Source organism: Candidatus Pseudomonas phytovorans (genome assembly GCA_029202525.1).
Lineage (GTDB): Bacteria > Pseudomonadota > Gammaproteobacteria > Pseudomonadales > Pseudomonadaceae > Aquipseudomonas > Aquipseudomonas phytovorans.
The window spans coordinates 3,437,400-3,456,912 of sequence record CP119325.1 but is presented as its reverse complement, the minus strand read 5'-3'; the positions used below and the strand labels follow the sequence as shown (position 1 = coordinate 3,456,912).

At 63.8% G+C, this 19,513-nt stretch carries 14 protein-coding genes; all 14 read right to left on the bottom strand.

Annotated elements, in window-relative coordinates; translation table 11 throughout:
• Entirely contained in the window at positions 1-780 is a 780-nt protein-coding gene (locus P0Y58_15390) for a hypothetical protein (protein WEK28294.1), read from the bottom strand.
• Complete coding sequence (locus tag P0Y58_15385; protein ID WEK28293.1) at positions 764-2,437, bottom strand: GspE/PulE family protein; 1,674 nt, start codon at positions 2,435-2,437, stop codon at positions 764-766. Before P0Y58_15385 ends, P0Y58_15390 begins: the two co-directional genes overlap by 17 nt.
• 166 nt (positions 2,438-2,603) lie before the next feature.
• A complete protein-coding gene (locus P0Y58_15380) occupies positions 2,604-3,137 on the bottom strand; it encodes a response regulator (GenBank protein WEK28292.1) in 534 nt (177 codons plus the stop codon).
• 249 nt (positions 3,138-3,386) lie between these two features.
• Positions 3,387-4,028: a SurA N-terminal domain-containing protein gene (locus tag P0Y58_15375; protein WEK28291.1), complete on the bottom strand. Its 642-nt coding sequence runs from the start codon at positions 4,026-4,028 to the stop codon at positions 3,387-3,389.
• Positions 4,029-4,040: 12 nt separating this feature from the next.
• A complete protein-coding gene (locus tag P0Y58_15370) occupies positions 4,041-5,558 on the bottom strand; it encodes an ABC transporter substrate-binding protein (protein ID WEK28290.1) in 1,518 nt (505 codons plus the stop codon).
• A 5-nt stretch (positions 5,559-5,563) separates the two neighbouring features.
• Positions 5,564-6,229, bottom strand: a complete 666-nt coding sequence (locus tag P0Y58_15365; GenBank protein WEK28289.1) for an SCO family protein — start codon at positions 6,227-6,229, stop codon at positions 5,564-5,566.
• On the bottom strand, positions 6,226-6,882 hold the full coding sequence (locus P0Y58_15360; protein WEK28288.1) for an SCO family protein: 657 nt from the start codon (positions 6,880-6,882) through the stop codon (positions 6,226-6,228). Before P0Y58_15360 ends, P0Y58_15365 begins: the two co-directional genes overlap by 4 nt.
• Positions 6,879-8,855, bottom strand: coding sequence for a cytochrome D1 domain-containing protein (locus tag P0Y58_15355; protein WEK28287.1), 1,977 nt, complete (start codon positions 8,853-8,855; stop codon positions 6,879-6,881). The genes P0Y58_15360 and P0Y58_15355 overlap by 4 nt, the downstream gene beginning before the upstream one ends.
• A gap of 18 nt (positions 8,856-8,873) precedes the next feature.
• On the bottom strand, positions 8,874-14,735 hold the full coding sequence (gene mnxG / locus P0Y58_15350; protein WEK28286.1) for a manganese-oxidizing multicopper oxidase MnxG: 5,862 nt from the start codon (positions 14,733-14,735) through the stop codon (positions 8,874-8,876).
• Between the two features lie 197 nt (positions 14,736-14,932).
• On the bottom strand, positions 14,933-16,450 hold the full coding sequence (locus P0Y58_15345) for a hypothetical protein (protein WEK28285.1): 1,518 nt from the start codon (positions 16,448-16,450) through the stop codon (positions 14,933-14,935).
• Positions 16,451-16,592: 142 nt separating this feature from the next.
• Positions 16,593-17,357 (bottom strand): malonate transporter subunit MadM, encoded by a 765-nt coding sequence (madM, locus tag P0Y58_15340; GenBank protein ID WEK28284.1) that lies wholly within the window; start codon positions 17,355-17,357, stop codon positions 16,593-16,595.
• Positions 17,358-17,359: 2 nt separating this feature from the next.
• Entirely contained in the window at positions 17,360-17,782 is a 423-nt protein-coding gene (gene madL, locus P0Y58_15335; protein WEK28283.1) for a malonate transporter subunit MadL, read from the bottom strand.
• Between the two features lie 198 nt (positions 17,783-17,980).
• Positions 17,981-18,901 (bottom strand): malonate decarboxylase subunit epsilon, encoded by a 921-nt coding sequence (gene mdcH / locus P0Y58_15330; protein WEK28282.1) that lies wholly within the window; start codon positions 18,899-18,901, stop codon positions 17,981-17,983.
• Complete coding sequence (locus tag P0Y58_15325; protein WEK28281.1) at positions 18,898-19,512, bottom strand: malonate decarboxylase holo-ACP synthase; 615 nt, start codon at positions 19,510-19,512, stop codon at positions 18,898-18,900. The genes mdcH and P0Y58_15325 overlap by 4 nt, the downstream gene beginning before the upstream one ends.
• Between the last annotated feature and the right edge of the window lies 1 nt (position 19,513).

Genomic DNA, 19,513 nt, shown 5'->3' with positions numbered 1-19,513 from the left:
TCAGGCCACCGCCCGCCACATGGCGCACAGGGGGTCGGCTTCGCTGGCCGGTTGGCACAGCTGCACCGCCGCCAGTTGCGGCACGTCACCCCGGCCCGGGGCATGCAGGTACACCCGTGGCAGGTGCTCGCCATACAGCTCGCAGGTGCGCTCGATCAGCGCCTGCAGGGCCTGGTCGCTGTCGGCGCAACCTTGCGCCAGCACTTGCTGCCAGGCGCCGCCGGCGGCCAACAGCAGTACGCTGCGGCGTGGCTCGGCCAGCACGAACAGGAAGTCGCCCTGCTCCAGCTGTGGCGAGCAGCGGTTGTACGCGGCCATCAGGTACGGTTGCACCGAGCGCAAGCTCAGGCGGCTTTCCCGGCCCAGTGCCTGCAACCGTTGCAGCAGGGCTTCAGGCAGCGCCGTGGCGATGCGGGCGGCACCGGCAGGCTCGGGCGACAGCACGATGCGCCAGTCGTCCAGCGGCTGCCCGTAGAGGTTTTCGAAGCAGGCCCGGGCGTAGGCGTCCAGCTCGCGTGGGTGGCCGATGGCATCGCTCCAGGGCACCAGGCAGAAGCGGCTGTAGCGGGCCGACAACAGCACGCGCAACTGGGCGCCCCGCGAGGCATGCTGGGCCAGCAGCGTGGCCAGCGCATCGACGGCGGCTTCCCAGGCAGGTTGGGCGGCGTCGCAGGAAAATTCGTGGCTGCCAAGCCATTGATGGTGGTTGTTGTGCCAGCGACCCAGGCCGACACCCTCGGCGCCAAGCACGGCGCAGAAACGATCAGATGAATGTGACACGGTTGATCTCCTCGAGGGTGGTGCGGCCATCACGGACCAAGTCCAGGGCCGAAGCCCGCAGCAAGCGCAGGCCGCGCTGGCAGGCGAGCGTCTTGATTTGCGACAGGGGGCGGCGCTCGACGATCATCTGCCGCAAGTCGTCGTCCAGGTGCAGCAGTTCAGCGATCGCGCTGCGGCCACGAAAGCCACTGCCACGGCACTGGCCGCAGCCCTGCACGCGAACGAACTTCCAGCCGGCCACGCCTTCACGGGTCAGGCCCGAGCCATACAGGGTGTCGTCATCCACTTCGCAGGGGCTGGAGCAATGCGGGCACGCCAGGCGGATCAGGCGCTGGGCCAGCACTGCGTTCAGTGCGGAAACGAAGCTGTAGGGGTCGACCTGCATCTGGCTGAAGCGGCCGATTACGTCGAACACGTTGTTGGCGTGGATGGTGGTGAACACCAGGTGACCGGTAAGCGCCGACTGCACGGCAATTTGCGCCGTGTCCGGGTCGCGGATTTCACCGACCAGGATCTTGTCCGGGTCGTGGCGCAGGATCGAGCGCAGGCCGCGGGCAAAGGTCAGGCCTTTCTTCTCGTTCACCGGGATCTGCAACACACCGGGCAACTGGTACTCGACCGGGTCTTCGATGGTGATGATCTTGTCCACGCCATGGTTGATCTCGCTGATCATGGCGTACAGGGTGGTGGTCTTGCCGCTGCCGGTGGGGCCGGTGACCAGGATCATGCCGTAGGGTTCGGCGGCCAGCCGGCGCAGCGCGCGCAGGGTCTCGTCGGCAAAGCCCAGCGCTTGCAACTGCACGCCGCTGACCCGGTCGGACAAGTCCTGCTTGTCGAGCACCCGCAGCACGGCGTCTTCGCCAAAGATGCTGGGCATGATCGATACACGGAAGTCGATCTGGCGGTCGCCCACGGCAACCTTGAAGCGGCCATCCTGAGGTACGCGCTTTTCGCCGATGTCCAGCTCGGCCATGACCTTGATGCGCGAGATCACCTGGTCGGCAAAGGCACTGCCGCTGGCCTTGCCGGCGCCGTTGAGTACACCGTCGATGCGGTACTTGATGGTCAGGCCCTGGCCGGTCATGCCCAGGTGGATGTCGCTGGCGTGCAGTTTAAGGGCGTCGTACAGGGTGGAGTTGACCAGCTTGACCACGCGGCTCTGGTCTTCGCTGATGCTGGCCAGCGACAGGCGTTGCAGCGGGTCGCCTTCGCTGCTGGCCTCGGTATCGTGGTCAAGGGCGTCGACGGCGTGGAAGCTTTCTTCGTGGCGGGCCAGGAAGGTGCCCAGCTCGGCGGCGTGGGCCAGGTACAACGGTGCGCCTTGCAGCACATCGTCGATCCAGGCCAGGCGGGCGTGGTCGAAGGGGTCGGCGAACACGCCCAGCAGTTGGCCGCCCTGCTCGATCAGCACGAATTCGCGCTTCAGGCACTGGGCCAGGCTGACCTTGTCGAAGCGGGGAGTGCTGGCCAGCAGGGTGTGGCTGTCCAGTACCGGGTAATGCAGGGTCAGGCCCAGACGATGGGTGAAGGTGTCGGGGGTGTCGCAGGCCAGGCGTTCGAGGCAGTTGAGCAGGCGCTCGTCGCTGGCTTGCAGGCGGGCCTGGGCAAGGAGATCGCGGGGGTAGGCTGAGAACGGTGCCGGATTCTTCGCGGGCATGCCCGCTCCCACAGGTTCAGCGCAATCCTGTAGGAACGAGCTTGCTCGCGATTGGGCCGTTGCAGGCTGTAGCAGATCCCGGGTTGCATCGAATGCTTCTGGCATGGCCTGCGACTCCGCTCAGGGGGCGCGTCGCAGGCTGGCTCAGCCAGGGGTGCGGGCGCCGCTATTCCCCTGTAAGCAGTTGATCGTCGTCGGGCCCTGGGGGCTTGGCGCCATTACGGCGGCGGTCAGCCAACACCCAGCTTCCATCGTACAACTGCAGGGGGAACGATTGGTTCCTGTTCTGGCGTCGTTCGACGAACCCTTCAGCCGGGTTGTCCGTGGCCCTGCGCCGGCGCTCGATGCCCATCAGGTCGAAGATTGCACGGGCCAGTTCCACCAGTGGGAACGGCTTGAACAGGACATGGCTCACACCCAGCTCGGCGGCCCGCTCACGCACCTCGACGGTGGGGTGGGCGGTGATCAGCATGAAGTGGCACTGCCTGTTCTTGCGTACAGCCTCCAGAACCTGAAAACCTTCCATGTCGGGCAAGCGGTAATCCAGCACGATGACTTGTGGTGCCAGGCGTTCAGCCTGCTCGATACCACTGGCACCGTCGTGGGCAACATGAACTTCCAGGCCTTGCGCCTGCAGGTAAGCTTGCAGGTTCTGCGCAAGGGTCTGTTCGTCATCGACTACCAATACTCTGTTCACCAAGGTCGACTCCCAAGAACTGCCCGGTTACCCGGTCTGCGAAGTGCGCCCTTGTACAGGCTTGAGCAGGCTTCGTGCCAGGCGTGAATAGTCATGTTGCACCGCTTTAAGTCATTGATTTGCAAAGAGTGCCGGCCAGCACCCGAAACGCGGCGGGTAGGCACACCCGCCCGCTTCCCCACAAGCGGGGGAAATGATGGCACATTGCCAAACCTTAATTCCCCAGCATTGGGGGAAACGTCATCAGCGGCCTCAGTCAGCGATCTCCACTGTAGCGGATTCACGCAAACGTTGGCGCACGGACTGGCGCGCCTGCGCCTGCCGCTCACCGATGAGCGAGGCCCTGGCCAAATCCAGGCCCTGTGCGTGTATGACCGAAGGGTTATCACTTTGGTTCTGCGCTCCTTGCAGTCTTTCGCGGTTGGCATCATAGAATGCCTGCACGTCGGCCTGGCTCGGCGCGTCGACTGCGCTAAGCCGGGCGTACACCTGCTGGGCCGCCATGTCTTGCCGGGTGTACTCAGTGTACTGTGCCCTATCAAAGCCCGCCTCCGCCAGACGCCGCTCGAAAATTGCCGGGCTGCCAAAAGCGGTTTCTACCTCGCCGACATGCGTCGACACCTGTTCGTCGCTGATGGCGATGCCTTGGCGCCGCGCCTCCTGCCACAGGAGTTCCTTGTCGATCAGTTCGTCCAGGGCCCGACTGCGCAGGCGTTTGTACAGGCCCGGATTGCGAATGCTGGTCACCGCGCGGCCCTGGGCGCCCAGGTATTCGCTGAAGTAGCGCTCCAGGCGCATCAACCCGATCTCCACCCCATTGACCCGTGCAGCAGGTACATCGGCCAAGCTCGCCTTGGCCATTACCAGCAACAGGCACAGCAATACAATACGCATCGCAACCTCCGCTCAAGGGCTGTCCGGCACTGGCCGGTAAGGGGTGACGGCGGTGAAGCGCGGCCCGGGCAGGGCCACTGCCACCACATGGGCGCCGGCCATTCCTTGGCGGCGACCGGGGCCGAAGCCCAGTGCCGGGGTCAGGCCGGTAGCCACATCGTGCAGGCCTTCCAGGGCGCCAATCAGTTGCTCGCGGCTGGCGTCACGGCCAATCTGCTTGAGCGCCTCGCTCAGCAGGCGCAAGGCGCACAGGGTATTGACCTGCAACGACGCCTGGCGTGGGTCCAGGCCCTGGCGCTGCTGCAGCCCGGCGAGGGTGGCCAGCCCTTGTTGGGTCCAGTCTTCGGGTACATAGGGGTAAGCCAGGAACACCCGTTGCGACCATTGCTCGGGCAGGCGCGCCACGGCGCCGGCCACCTGGCTGGAAGCCGCGAACAGGTACGGCTGACGGCCCGCCGCCTGCAACGCCGTCGCCAGCTCGGCAAAGGCCTGGGCACGGCCGAGGAAGACGATGCCCTGCCCGTCCACGGCCTGGCCGTCGAAGGCCTCAATGGCGGGAGGCGCCCAGCCTTGCTGTAGCAGGCGCTCGCGTACCTGCTCGGCCGCCGCTGCCTGCTCGTTGCCGGCGTACACCACGCGCAAGTCGCCCGGTGCCAGGCCCAACCCGGCACGGGCGTGGCCAGCCAGGCTCAGCAATTGCGTAGGCAAACCGGGCAGTGGGTCGAATATCTGCGCGCTGCCGCCGCTGCGCGGCGTACTGCCGATCAGCGGCACATTCTGCGGTGCCAGCAAGGTGGCCAGGCGTGGGTCGAGCATCGGCGCCAGGGGCGAGATCAGGGCGAACACGCGCTCCTGCTCCAGCAACTGCTGCAAGGCTTGCTCGGCGCTGGCCGGGTCGAAACCTGGATCCAGCACAACCAGCTCCACCCGCCGCCCGTGAATGCCGCCTTGCTGGTTGAGTTGCGCCACCCCGTCCTCCAGCACCGCACGCACCACCTGGCCGGCTTCGGCCAGCGGGCCGGAAGCAGGCAGCAAGGTGCCCAGGCGCAGTACGCCCTCCTCAATACCGGGGTCGCGCTCATCTGCCAGGCGTTTGAGGTAGGCAGTGAGGTTGCGCTGGTCGGCCATGGTCAGCTCGAAGCGCGGCATAGCCGGGTCCAGGCGATTGCCAGCCGGGTCTACGCCATGCTGGATGGCCCGGGCCAGGCTGCGATCGGTATAGGCCGGGTAGCTGCGGCCGTTGGCTTCGCGTGCGCCAAGGCCTTGTGCCAGCCGTTGCCAGTCAAGATTGGGCGGGCGTACGCCGCCTTCGGCGCGGCCACGGCCGTCGTTGCCGTGGCAACTGGCGCAGGGCAGCACGCTGGCGGGGACGGTCATGTCGCTGGGGCCGACCCGGGCCTGCAGTTGTGCATCGCTGCTCGATACGCCCTCGCGATAGAGGCGTTTGCCAGCCTCCTCATGTTCGGTGAGGTCAAGGGCGAACGCGCCGCTGCACATGGCAATGCCTAACGCGATAGCCAAAGAGCGCATGATACTCACCGGCCTGCCAAAGGCTGGGTCAGCAGTTGCATGCGCTGGGCGATGGCCACGGCTGGCGCATCCGGGCGGATCTTGCTCCAGCGTTTGCCCGCCACATCGCCAGCAATCAGCTGCGTGGAGTGCTGCTCGGGGCTGGGCAGGAACTGGCCTATGCGGCCGAGTACCAGGTCGACATTGGCCTTGTCACCGGTCAGGAACAGCCAGTTCGGCCCATCCACCCCCTGCTTGCCGGCAAACGCCTTGAGCACCTCGGGGGTGTCGTTGAGCGGGTCGCTGCTGATCGACACGAAGGTGACCTGGCTGGCCAGTTGCGGCCCCATGGCCTCGCGCACTTCACGCAGCTTGCGGGTGATCAGCGGGCAGGCGTCGGTGCAGTGGGTAAAGATAACGTTAAGCATCACCACCTTGTCCTTCAGCACATCACTGTAAAACCGCAGCTCGCGGCCGTTCTGGTCTTTCAGTACGGTATCGGTGAACCAGCTCTGGGCATCGCGTGTACCGCTGCCACTGGTCATCGCCTGGGGGGCGGGCTGTGGCTGGGGCGCCTGCTCCACATGGCCTTCGTGGGCGAACGCCACCGAGGCAAGAATCCACAGGCAGCCGCCCAGCACCAGCCAGTCGAAACCGCGCATGCCGCCGCGGCGGGAGGTTACAGAGCTCATGGTTGCACCTCATGGTGGTCGGCAATGGCCGTGCTTTTGGCGTGCACCCGGCGGGCGCTGAGACGGTTGATTTCTTCGATCAGTACCGTTGGGTCGGTGAAGCCGTAATACCGCGTCCAGTGCCCGCTGCGCCCGTCACCCACCAGAATCAGCGGCGGGTGCTGGCTGAGGTCGGCGCTGAAGCTGCCCAGGCCCTTGAGGGTTTCAGTAATTGCATAGGGGGTACCGGTCAGCCAGCTCCAGCCCGGCCCCTTCTGGAAGGCCTTGGCGTAGTCTTGCAGGCGCTTGGCATCGTCACGCTGCGGGTCGACGCTGATCGACACCATATGAATCTCTTCGCCTACCCGGCCACCCAGCTGCTGCTGGACCTTGCCCATGATCGACGACACCACCGGGCACACCGTGGTGCAGCTGGTATAGATGAATCCCATGACCACCAGGTGGTCACCGACCAGGTCGTTCTCCAGGCGTACCGGCATGCCGTCCTGGTTCAGCAGGGAAACGTCGGCAAAACGCACACTGGTCTTCTCCTGGTGCGCCGCTGGCGGCTGCTCGGCGTGGCCTTTGTGATCGTGGCCGGCGTGGGCCATGGCCAGGTTGCTGGCGAGTGCCAGGCTCAGGGCCAGCAGTTGTAAAGAATGCTTGGCATTCATCGCACACTCCTCATGTCAGCCTGGGAAGCATTGGTGGCGGCGGCCGGCAGGACGCGCAGGCTGGTGTAGTTCTCTTCGGCAAACTTGCGGCCCAGCGATGGCGACTGCACATGCAGGTACCAGGCGCCGGCCTCGGGCAGTGTCAGCGCCGCCTGATAGACGCCCTCACCCACCTCCTGCAACTGCAGGTTGCGCGGCATCGACGACGGCGCCAGGAAGTAGCGCAGGCTCAGGTCGTTCAGGCCCAGCCGGGGCTGGCCGTCGTCGCCGACGATACGCACGCGTGCGGTAATGGCGCTGTGCTGCGGCATAGGTTGGTCCAGGCCGATGAACTCGGCATGGGCGGCCTTGTGCTTGCTGGCATTGGGCGCTTCGGCCACTTCGGCGCTGAAGCAGTGGATGATCTGCGGCTGGTTGAGCAGGAAGGCCACATCAAACTTGCCGGCGGCGGGCAGCTTCACCGTCGAGCCGTACACCCCGGGCGCCACTTCGCGCAGGCTGCGGTCGACGACGATGGCGGCGCGGGCCTGGTGGCCACGGTTGTTGTAGCCGGACATCGGCGCATTCATGCCCTCGGCATAGAAGTAGGTGGTGTTGTCCACCGGGTTGACCACGAAAACCGAATTGTCATCGCGCGACACCGACAACCCCTGTGCCAATGGCAGGTCACCGGCCTGGCGTGGCGCTGCCGGGCCGGCCTCGAAAGCCTGGACGATCGGCGTGCGCCCTTCGCCCAGGCTGGACAGGTTGATCATGGTCACTTTCGGCGAAGCCAGGCCGCGCACATAGGCATAGCCCTTGGTAAAGGTCAGTTGGTAGGGTTCGGCCGCCACCGGAACGTGGTGGATCAGCTTGTCGGTACTGGCATCGATCACCAGGGCCTGGTTCTCAAGGGTGTTGAGCACCACGCCGTAGCGGCCATCACTGCTGAAGCGCATCGGCCCCAGCCCCTGCTCGGCTTTGACCGTGTGGCGCAGTTCATGGCTGCGGGCATCGAACACCCTCACACTGCCCTCCTCGCCATCCACCACGTAAACGGCCTGGGACAGCGCCGAGTAGCTGACCGACAGCGGGTGGGGGCCAACCTTGATGGTTTTGGCCAGGCGCATTTCCGGGATATCAATCACGCTGAGGGTGCCGCTGTCGCGGTTGCTGACGTAGGCAAAACGCGAGTCGGCGCTAAAGGCGATTTCGTGGTGACCGGTGCCGGTGTTGAAGCTTTTCAGGGTAGTACGCCCTGGCACGTCAATTACCGTTACCCCACCCTTGGCCGGGTCGCTGCTGTTGTTGCCCACCCACAGCCGATGCTGGTCGGGTTGCAGGGCCACGCGCAGCGGCTGGTCGCCGGCGTCCAGATCGGCCACGCGAGAGAAGGTTTCGGTATCGATTACCGCCACCTTGCCGCGCTCCGGGATAGACACGAACACCTGCTTGTCATCGCTGGTGGCCACCCAGTCCATAGGCCGCCCAGGCAGGTCGATGCGAGCCATGGTGCTGGTCACGCCACCCACCGAGACGGTCGGGTCGATCACCGTCAGGCTGGCGTCGTTGTTGAGCATCAACAGGAAGTAGCTGTTCAGGTCGAGCAGCGGTCGGGCACCGATGCTGCTTTTGAGAAACAGCGCGACCCGCGCCTTGCAGCTTTGCGCGCGCTCGCCCAGCGGGGCTGACTGCGCCGGGTCGATCCACGCCCCCGGGGCCATGCCCGACAGCGGCTGGCCACTGGTCTGGTCGCTGACCTTGAAGCGGATGTTGGCGAAGGCGCCTTCCTTCAGCTCGCCCCCGGCCAGCGGCCGGGCCTCGAACTCCACGGTCACGCCGTCCCGGCTGAGCCGGTGCAGGGCCTGCGGGTCGGCAGGCTCCTGCAACAGCTCGCGGGGATCGCACCAGAGCTTTTCATACGCCACGCCCAGGCCGATCAGCGCCACTCCCAGCAATACCCCCAAGTAAGCAGGGCGAGTCTTTTTGTTCATGCTCGCGCTCCCCTTCTATCACTGCGCCGGGGCCGTTGCCGGCGGCGCTTCGTTGGTCACCCGCAGAATCCCCCACAGCCCCGAGAGGTTGCCGTAGGCGGCGTAGTCGCGGAACAGGTAGTCACCCGCCACCGCGTTGGCACCGCCGGCACTCGGCAGCATGAAGCTGAAGTGCGCCGCAGGCAGCACGCTCTCTTGTGCACCGATGTACATGGCCATCGGGTTGTAGCCGAAGCGCACCGAACCGATACCAGGCTGGTTCATCGGGTAGCCGTCCACGTCACTCTTCTCGGCCTGGTAGTTGTGCAATGGCCACAGGTGGCCGTCCAGCTGGTAGGTGATGCCGCGGCTGCCACCGCTGGGCATCAGTACATGGCTGCGCACCGGCTGGCCGGGCTTGGCATACAGCACCGGGGTTTGCGGGTCGCCGCCGACCAGGGCGTTGCTGTAGGCCATGTGCGCGTTGGGCACATCGGCCAAGCCAAAGCCATCGGCATGCCCGAAGGGTGCATCCGGCGCGAGGCCAAAGCGCAACCACAGCGGTTCGGTCTTGTAGTTCATGGCCATGTTGCCGTTGTCTTTCGGGTCCCCCGGCACGCCATTGCCTTCGGTGGCGATGCCTTCGACCGGGCGGCCGTCAGCCCAGCGCATGTTCATCGAGCGCTGCCACACCGTTACCAGGTCGCGGTAATCGGGTTGGCCTGTCACCTTGACCGTGGCCTGGGCCCGGCTGGCGGTGTCCTCGGTCCAGGTCGCGGTCTGTGGCAGGATGCTCATGCCCCCCACCAGGCCTTTTTGTGGCTGCTTGATGAAGTCCGACGGCGTCAGGTTCAGGCCACCGAACTCGATTGCCGTGGTGTTGATGTTGTCCACCGTGCGGCCCAGTTGCAGTATCGGTTTGCCCTCCCGCTCCAGGTGGCCGGCGTAATACTGGTACACCCGGCTTGGGTAGGCACCGCTGTTGCCCACCCGGGGTGGCACGGTTTGCACCGGGTTGGCACCCACGTTGGCACCGTCGGACTTGGTGATGTCGTACGCCAGCAGCTGGGCATGCAGGCCCACATGGCTGGACGGCCGCATCAGGTTGTTGTTGAAGGCGGTGGAGCCTTCGCTGTCGAAGCGGTCACGCTTGACCACGTTCTGCATCACTGCAGTGCTTGGCAGGTCGGGCATGACCTGTGGCAGGCGGTTCTCCAGGGTGATGCTGATGCAGTCGCCAGCATTGGCGCGCAGCACCAGCGGCTCCACCGGTACCCCGGCCTTGAGCTTGCCGGTGGTGGCGTCCAGGTCGGCCTTGCGTACGTACAGCACGGCGGTCGGGTCATGCAGTGGCGCGCTGTGGCCACCCACGGTGAAGGTGGTGCCGTCTTCTTCATCGACCACCGTCACCTGCGGGATGCTGGTCTTGCGGCTGTTGAACACCAGGGTACCGCCACTGGCCTTCAGCGGCCCGCCGACATGCTGGCCGACACCGGCCGGGTCATTGATGCTGACACCGTTGCGGTTCTCCAGAATGTCGTTGGCCAGCGCCGCGACAATTTCGTAGCTGCGTTTGACCGTGGTGCGGGTACCGATGCCGTTGGGGTTGGCCGTGGTTTTCGGGCAGATGCCGTCAAAGTTCACGGTATTGCGCATGGCCACAGGTTGCGTGTTGTTCGGCAGCGGGAACAGGTCGGCGCGTTGTGCGGTGTAGTTGCGCATCACCCCCCAGATACCGTTCCAGTAGCCTTCCAGGGCTGCGTCCATGGAGTACAGGTAATCACCATTGGTGGCAGCAGAACTGGAAATCATCGACACCGGTGCCATGAAGCCCATCTGTTCGGAAATACCGATCATCTGCGAGGCCTTCCAGCCCGAGTTGGAGCTGTTACCGAAGCCCGAACCGTTCTGCAGCCACTTGACGCCGTGCAGGGTCACGTTGTGTTCCTCTTCGTGGCCACCGGCGTGCAGGCGCAGGCGTACGTTGTCGCCAGAGTAGGTGCGCAGCATGGGCGTGAACGGGTCACCCGGCTCGCTGCCGGCCTTGTTGATGTGGGGTGGGAACTGTGTAGTCCCGCCGGTAGGCCCAACCGCCGAGGTAATCGCCGAAGGCGCCATGTTCATGGCCGGGATCGCACGGTCGGTGCGGCTCTGCAGGGCATAGCTCAAGTCACCGGCCAGGCCGTCAGCCTGCATGCCGCGCTTGCCATCGGGGCCGACCTTGTTCGGGTCGAATACCCGCAGGGCCAGCGGCTCGTTGCGGTAGTTGACGACGAACATGCCCGGGTCATCCACCGAAATCGCCTGTGGGCAAGGCCGGCTTGGGCAGCCAGGGGCCAGGCCACCGCGCGACTCGACCACCGACTCAAGCAGGTTGGAAGCTTTCTGCCGTACCGGAGGGTTGATCGCGTAGCGGAAGCTGTCGCCCGTGGCCGGGTAGGACTGGCCATTGGGGATGCCGTCAGGCCCTGCGCCCACATACACACCCGCTTCATAGGCATGCTGGAAGTCGCTGTACTCCAGGAAGAACTCACGGTAGCTGTCGTTCTTGCCATCGCCATCGTGGTCGCCCGTCTTGATCACCGCTTGCCACGAGGTGGGCCCGCCGTCCTGGCGGGTGGCCGGGTTATACAGCTGCTCGCCGGTTTCGGCGTGGTACCAGGTAGAGCCGGCAGGTTCTGCCAGCACGGTTGCATACAGCCCGAGTTGCTGATGGGTCGATGGGCCGAGGTGGTCGTGGGTGAAGATGGTGCCCAGGCCACGGTCAACGTTGTTCACGTTCACCAGCGGGTCAGCGAACCAGCGTTGCATGGCGGTGCGCGCACCCAGCCAGTCGGCCCGGCCAAAGCGGCCAAAGTACGGGTGTTGCTTGGCTCTCGGGCAAGCGGCAGTGCCATCGCGGCTGTCGCCCTCGGTGCAGCCGTTGTAAGAGCGGATGGCATGCACACGCTCCACCACGCTGCCGGGCGAGAGCACCCCGTCTTCATAGTTCCAGCCGTTGGCCGAGCCGTCGGCAGCAGTCAGGTCCCACTTGGGCAGGTGGATGTGCTGGCCGATCACGTCGGTCGGGGTACGCACCTGGTAGTCGTCCATTTCGTAATACGACGGGATCAGGTTGGTGTGGGTGTACATGGTGCAGTCAAAGGTGTTCATGCGCATCACCAGTGGCTCTGGCGGGCGCTGCTTGGTGATGACTGGCCAGGCGTCTTCCCACAGCGCCAGGATACGCGCCTGCGGGAAGTGGTAGCCGACCTTGTTGTACACCGCGTCAAACTGGATGTTGGCACCTTTGTAGATGCGCGGGCGGTCGGCAGTGAAGGTGGACGAACCACGGAAGTTCATGCCGGTCAGGCTCTCACCGCTCGCAAACTCGCCTACCCCCGAGGTTTGCGTCAGGCGCTTGCCACGGTCATCCATGCAGGGCTCGTAGAACGGCGCGCCGGCAGTGGGCAAGGCGCCGTTGGTGCGGAACGCCTTGGCCACCGGCTGGCTGCCGGGGATCAGGGCGAAGCTGGCGTGCTCGGCCTTGGCGTGGAACTGCATGGCAGCCTGCTCTACATCAGTACCTTCTTCAGGCAGGTAGATAGGCTTGGCCTTGTGCACCACCTTGGAGAAGTCCAGCTTGGTGGTGGTGGTCACGGCCTCGCCACCTGCGGATACACCGTCCAGCGCATGGCGGCCCAGGCCGCCATCCCAGCCATCGACCTGGTTGGCGTCGAGGTTGGCCCACAGGGCCTTGCCGCTGTCTTTCAGCTGCCGGGCCAAGGCCGGGTCGAGCATGTCCAGTGGCGGGGTTGGCGGGCGGTTGCCGACGCTGCTTTCCATGCCGCCGATCCAGAACGGGTAACCTGGGTTTTTCAGAGTGCCATCGGCGTTGCGGTTGGCATCGGTGCGGTCGACCAGCGCCAGCGAGCCGACGGCTTTGCGCACCGGCGGCTGGTTGGGGTGGTCGTCATCGCCTTCATTCTCGGCCTCGTTGTCATCGTCGTTGGCGGCGACCAGTTCTTCAGAGAGTTTGGGTACTACCACGACCTTGCCAGGCATCGGCGCCATGGCTTTGCCAGGCAGCGGCACAATGGCCGGGATCGGCGTGCCCGCAACGATTTCGCCATCAGGCAACGCCCGGGCGCCAGCCGCCGGCTTGCCGCTGCGCAGCGCAAACGGCGTGCTGTGGAAACCATTCTCGCCCTGCCCGCTCACTTCCAGCCGGGTGCCTTCCTCGAACACATCGTGTACCCGCCACATGGCCCACATGCCCTGGGCGAAGTGCGGGTAGAAGTGGCAGTGGTAGATGGCATCGCCCGCCACGCGGTTACGGTTGCCCGAACCGCCATTGGCGATCTCGTAGGTGTAACCGATACCCGGGCCAATGCCCTGGGCGTCGATGTAGTCGGAGTTGTCGTCGTTGGGGTTGAACAGCCACTGGTGGCCATGCAGGTGGAAAATGTGCTGTTCATGACCATTGTGGGTGTTGCGGAACTTGGTGAAATCGCCAATGTAGCTGTGGTGCACGTTGGCAGGCTCGGCCGGGTACAGGGCCATGTTGGCCTTGACCCCCACCGCGCTGGCCGGCGGCGTCTGGCCAGGGCGGATGTTTTCCAGGCCGACGTTGGCCGGCACGTCCACCAAAGTGCCGATATCGCCCACGGTGTGTGCACTGAGGAAGAACTCCTCGTAAGCGCACGACAGGCAATCATGCATCGGCCCCACACCCAGGCGGTTGGCGACCACTTCAGCGCCCATGCCGCCAGAGCCATAGTTGATCATGAACGAATCGCGGGTCGGCTCCAGCACATGGCCCATCACCGGGTCCGCCCAGTAACCCGGGAAGGCCTGGGTGGCAGCCACTTCATCGGCGAACTGCGAGGCGAAATCGCGGAATGCTTCCAGGCGGTTGGGCAATGCTGGGTTGCGTTTGTTGACGCTTTCCAGCGGGTAGGTCGAGCGCGGGAAGCTGCCGTCCGGGTTGGGCCCCATGACGATCGCGTCGGTTTCGCTGTTGAGAATTTCATTGCCGTCGACCATGGCAATAATCGGTTTGCCGGCCCTGCCTTCGCTGAGCCACGGTTGGGTCTGCGGGTAGCGGGCCTGGTAATCGATGACCGGTTGGCCGGTAGCGGTACGCCCGGTGGTGGCCAGGCGCATCTCTTCTTCGGTCAGGGTGTTGCGGAAGGTTCGCCCACCTTTGGGGACAACCACCACCTGGCCAAACAGGCCATTGGCGACGTTGCCCGCCCCGCCCTGGCCACCGAAGGTTGCGCCTTGGCTGGTTGCGGCGAAGGCGCCTTCACGTTCGGCATACAGGGTGTAGCTGCGCGTATTGCCCGGCGACACCAGAAAGTTGCCATTACGGCCAGTGTTGGCGGCGATGTCCCCGATACTGTTGACGGCTTGCATGCCGTTCACCTGGAAGCCGACATGCCGGTCAGTCACCTGTTCATCGGCGACGAAATCCTCACCGCCTTCATTCTCGATCTCGTTCTCCGGCCCTTCCTCTTCGCCTTCGGCTTCGTTCTCTTCGTGGTCGATGCCGTGCTTGTTGGGGTTGGCCTGGTAGGCGAGCAAGTTGGTCAGGTTGACGGTCAGGCAGTCACCTGCAGCCACGCGCAGCACGATAGGCCGTGGGCGTTTGTCCGGGCGCAAGGTGACTTTGCCCGGCACCGCAGCGCCGCCCTTGCCGAGGGGGACCTGTTTGTCGTCCACCACGTCTTCGCGCAGGGCGAACAGCATGCCATTGGCGTTTTGCGCGCCAAGGCGGTTGAACATCAGTGGCTGGTCGAGTGCCACCACGTTGGCGACCAAGGTGCGCTGGCACTGCACGGCCGCCTCGCTGGTCGATTCCCAGCCCAACAGGGCCAGAACGAGTGATGACAGAAGGGGGCCTTTGCGTGGCATAGACATGCTGCACCTCCGGGGCACGGGGAGTCTGGAGGATGCAGCAGCAAAGTGTATGCCAGAATATTATAATTTTATTTTTCAGATACTTACGTTACAAACCAGAACAGGTCGGGGAGGATGCCCCAGGGGTTTTCCCCGAATGAGGGGGGTAGCAGGCACGTGCCATTGCCTAACCCTAATAACCGTGGCGCAAGGGTGACTCAGCCTTGGATGAGACTCACGACCTCATCAGCATGCATAAGCGGATACGGCAAAATCGTCGCCCCCCAACGCCACTCATCCTGATTCCGCTCATCAATCCCCACGACCGTATTACAGGGCTCTGAACCCGGTGTGAAAATCCCCTCGTCGGACACCCTGCCATCGCCGGCCACCACCCTCCAGGTGATATTACCTTCAGGCACTTGCAACTCCTTTTTTTCTCTGCCGTTGTAATACCAGAGTGACAGCTTCAATTGCACGCCAGACTTCGCGACCCTGATAATATGAGTGGGGGGCACGATGTGCGTGACGAACGTTGAATACGCAACACTGCTCCCCACTGTTGCCTTGACTTTGTCGACCCTCACAGGGCTTTGCAAATTTGCTCGATAGGCTGGCGCAATCAATAGCTCAGTATTGTTGTTGAAAACAGCTTCAGGTTCGATCTGCAGAGGCGCCTTGTAATAATAATCGGCGCCCTCCTTCTCAAGTAGTCCACGTGCCTCCCCCTCAAGTACCCATTGTGCATTGGCAGCAGCAGGTGCAAGTGTCAGCAAAATGCGCTGAGCTCCCACAGCAAACACTTGCGAGAGGGGAGTGATCTGTAGTTCAGCCGAAGGCGCTGCGGACTCGGACGCTACCTTCGAGGGGTTATTAGTAACATAATCACAACTATAAAAATTCTCCGCATACTTCTCAGGGCCACTCATGCACCGCCAGGCATCGTCGGGCAGGAAGAGGCTGATCACCCAGTTTTTGTCGACAGGTTGCCGTCCAGCACGCAGGTTGGTAAATACAGTATCATTGAACCCAAGCACGACGTGAGACACCGTGCTGAGTGGAAATTTCGTTGGAACAACAGCCTGGGCGCCCGCCTTAGGAAGAACGCCGAAAATCATATACTGGGCGTTATTATCCGGCAGCGCCTGCATATTGATGCGTACATCGCGCATTGTGCTGTTAAATGGCTCTTTTAGTTTGCGAAGCAACATCGTTCGCTCTCTATTGTAATGTTCCTTCAGAATTTCTATCACATCCCCAAGCCCACTGGATGATTCGAACTCTGCCGGGTTGTCCCAGTACAACCTCAAGTATCCATCCGAAGCGCTGTACTCCAGATGTGCTTGCAGACCAGCGCGCACCTTCATGTCGAAAGACAGACCGCCGTCACGCCCTTCAAGAGCCACCCTTCTGACCTCCCGCCCCACTAAATTCACGTGCTCAGACGCCTGAACCCGAACAATCCCCCCCACTATATTTCTGCGCACTTGCAGTTCGTCGTTCGTGCCGTCACCGGAATAAGACAACCTTGGATAACCCAATGCCAGGAACACACCTTCCCAATGGTTTTCGACAAGCCTTCGGAGTTTCCAGACGCTGCCATTGTCGCCTGTAGACTCCCAGCCTTTTCGTTCGAAAACCCATTCCCAACGGATATTGAAATAAGATTGGATGAACCGAAATTCTACTGCGAAGGCACTCTGTAAATCCGTGACATCCATTGGCTCATGTGACATGTAAACCACCCTATGATCAGCATTGACTTCACTCGGCCTTTTTCAGTTCACCGCCGCCCAATATCTATAAAATCAGGTTCTGCCCTTATGAGATACTGTCAATTCTGGTAGTTGATGGCTACTAAACATGTGGATAAGAACGCTAGCCAATCAGGCCTCGTACGCAGAAATACAGGATCGATGGCCCCATCAAGCAGCCCAACCCGGTATGGAAGGTGGCCGTCAACGCCCCATACGGCACCAGCCTGCGATCTGTTGCCGCCAACCCAGCCGTCACCCCCGACACCGTGCCGGCCAAGCCACCGAACACCATCGCCGAGCGCGGGTTGTCCAGCGCCAGCAACCGCGCCGACACCGGGGTAAACACCATCACCAGGATCGCTTTGATCAGCCCGGTGGCAATCGACAACGCCATCACATCCGAACTCGCGCCCAGCGCCGCGCCGGTCACCGGCCCGACGATATACGTCACTGCGCCCGCGCCGATGGTGGTCATGCTCACCGCATCGCGGTAACCGAACGCATAAGCCACCGCCGCGCCGACAATGAACGGCAGCACCGTGCCCAGCAACAGCGCCACCAAGCCAATCATCCCGGCTTTGCGCGCCTCGGTGGCCTGTACTTCGAACGCCGTGGCAACAATGGCGAAGTCGCGCAGCATGGCCCCGCCCATCAGGCCGATACCGGAGAACAGCGCCATGTCGGCCAGGCCTTTCTGGCCGCCCGTCACGGTACCGCCAACCCAGGCCAGCACCAGGCCGATGACGATGGCGATGGCCGAGCCATGCACGCGGCCGAAGGTAAGGTATTTCGACAGTACAACCGACAACCACATGATTGCGCCCACTACAGCGAATGCGGTGACCAAGCCGTTGTGTTCCAGGGCATTTTCAATAATTGGCCACATGTTCAACGACCTCCGGCAGGGGCAGCCTGCGTGCGGGTTTCGGGGTTGGGTTCAAGGGCAGGCAATGGTTCGCCGCGATGGCTGCGGCTGATCAGGGCAATGGTTGCGCCGCACACCAGCACCGCACCTACTGCCGCCAGCAACGCCACCGGCCCGCCGTGCAGGGCGGTAACCACGTTCTGCTGGGCCGCCATGGCCACCACTACCGGAATGTACATGGCACCCCAGAAGCCCACGCCAAATTCGCATTCCTTGCTCATACCGCCATTGCGGTGCATGTACAGCCGCGCGCAGATCAGCAGGATCATGGCGATGCCGACCCCGCCCACATTGGATTTCACGCCCAGCAGCACGCCCAGGAAGTCGCCGACGACGACGCCGGCAAGCGTGCAGACCGCCAGCAGTGCCACACCATAGATGATCATTATTGTTGTCCTCAGGTAGTGTCGAAGTTGCTTGTTGTTGTTCTTCGCCATCAGTAAGCCTGCGGGTACCGCGCTGGTTTCTTCGCGGGTGAACCCGCTCCCACAGGTACAGCGCAGGCTTGAGGCTTATGCAGTATGTGGGAGCGGGTTTACCCGCGAACACGGGCGCAGCCCGTGCCATCCACCGCGATGCCGCCATCATCGGTCGCCGGCCACCTCCTGGCGCAGCAGCGCATCCAGAGTGTCCCAACGGGTGCCCTCCACAGCCACCACCCTGCCCTGTTCGAACACTGGCCGGGCCAGCCCGCTGAGCACGCTGCCGGGCGGCATCTCGATGTGCAGGCGCACCCCGCGTTCATAGGCGGTGCGCAACGTAGCACGCCAGTCGATCACCCTCGCCATATTGCCCGCCAGGTCGTCGCGCAAGCGCTGTGGGTCGAACACCGGCCGCGCGCTGCTGCCGCTGAGGTAGGTAATGCACGGGCGCTGCAATTCCACCGAGGTGAAGGCACTGCCCAGTTCCGCTGCCGGGCCATCCAGCAGCGCGCAATGCGACGGTACACTCACCGCAAGGCGCCGGGCGACGCCCTGGCCAAGCCCACGTGCACGGGCTGCAACCGCAGCCATCGCCGTATCACTACCAGCAATGACAATCTGGTTCTCACTGTTGAGGTTGGCGACATACACCTCACCACCCGCCTCGCTCAGCAAACGCTCGACACTGGCCAGGTCCAGCCCGCTGAGTGCGGTCATGCCATAGCCTTGCGGATAGGCACGCTGCATCAGCTCGCCACGCAGGGCGACCAGGCGCACGGCATCAGCAAAGCCCAACGCTTCCGCCACCACTGCAGCTGGATAGGCACCAATCGACAACCCTGCTACATAGTCGGGTGCAGGGCTGCGCTGCATCAGCCAACGGGCCCAGGCCACGCCGCTCAGCAGCAGGCACAGCTGCACGGCGCGGGTAGACTGCAAGGCTTGCTGGCTGTCCAGCGTCAGTGCCTGTTGGCCGAGGACATCACTGGCCTCTTCCAGTAGTTGCCCTGCCCCATCAGGCAGGCGCTGCAGCATGCCTGCCTGCTGGGCGCCCTGGCCGGGGAATGCGAACAGGCTACTCATGCAGCACGCTCCAGCGCCGCCCACGGGTCGCTGACCAGGCGTGGGCCATGGGCGGTCTTGAGTAGCACGCGGTGGGCAAAACCGGCCCACTCACGCAAGGCGATGGCACCCGTCGGGGTTTGCAGCTGCACGTCGATACGGCATGGGGCGCAGTCCAGGATATCCAGCAGCTCCCGCGCCTGTGCCCGCGCCAATGGCTGTGGTGTGCGCAGCAGCAAGTCCAGGTCGCTGTCGGCATGGACCACTTCAACACCGGTAGCGATCTGGTAGCCCACGCCACCTGTCGGCCCCCAGCTCAGGCCGCTGGCATTCAGTACCAGGGCGACCGAGGCCATGGCCTGCAACGCAGGCCACGGGCTTTGCATTGGCCAGCGCAGCCCTTCGGGCGCTTGTTGACGCTGGATATTGGCCAGGCGCGTCTGCACACCCAATCGCTGCCCTCGGCCCTGGCCTCGCACCCCCACCGCCACCCAGCCGTCTTCACAGACAGCACGACGCACCACCACCGGCTGACCGCTCACCAGCACATCCCGCGCCCATTGCGGCGAATCATCGGGCAAGCCCGACACAGGCATCCCCCAGAGCAGGTCGTGCGGCTGTGGCGCGTTCATC

Coding starts and splice junctions, on each gene's coding strand:
- P0Y58_15375 (WEK28291.1), bottom strand. CDS start 4,028: ATGCGTATTGTATTGCTGTGCCTGTTGCTGGTAATGGCCAAGGCGAGC.
- mnxG (WEK28286.1), bottom strand. CDS start 14,735: ATGTCTATGCCACGCAAAGGCCCCCTTCTGTCATCACTCGTTCTGGCC.
- P0Y58_15385 (WEK28293.1), bottom strand. CDS start 2,437: ATGCCCGCGAAGAATCCGGCACCGTTCTCAGCCTACCCCCGCGATCTC.
- madM (WEK28284.1), bottom strand. CDS start 17,357: ATGTGGCCAATTATTGAAAATGCCCTGGAACACAACGGCTTGGTCACC.
- P0Y58_15355 (WEK28287.1), bottom strand. CDS start 8,855: ATGAACAAAAAGACTCGCCCTGCTTACTTGGGGGTATTGCTGGGAGTG.
- P0Y58_15345 (WEK28285.1), bottom strand. CDS start 16,450: ATGTCACATGAGCCAATGGATGTCACGGATTTACAGAGTGCCTTCGCA.
- madL (WEK28283.1), bottom strand. CDS start 17,782: ATGATCATCTATGGTGTGGCACTGCTGGCGGTCTGCACGCTTGCCGGC.
- P0Y58_15325 (WEK28281.1), bottom strand. CDS start 19,512: ATGAACGCGCCACAGCCGCACGACCTGCTCTGGGGGATGCCTGTGTCG.
- P0Y58_15370 (WEK28290.1), bottom strand. CDS start 5,558: ATGCGCTCTTTGGCTATCGCGTTAGGCATTGCCATGTGCAGCGGCGCG.
- P0Y58_15360 (WEK28288.1), bottom strand. CDS start 6,882: ATGAATGCCAAGCATTCTTTACAACTGCTGGCCCTGAGCCTGGCACTC.
- P0Y58_15365 (WEK28289.1), bottom strand. CDS start 6,229: ATGAGCTCTGTAACCTCCCGCCGCGGCGGCATGCGCGGTTTCGACTGG.
- mdcH (WEK28282.1), bottom strand. CDS start 18,901: ATGAGTAGCCTGTTCGCATTCCCCGGCCAGGGCGCCCAGCAGGCAGGC.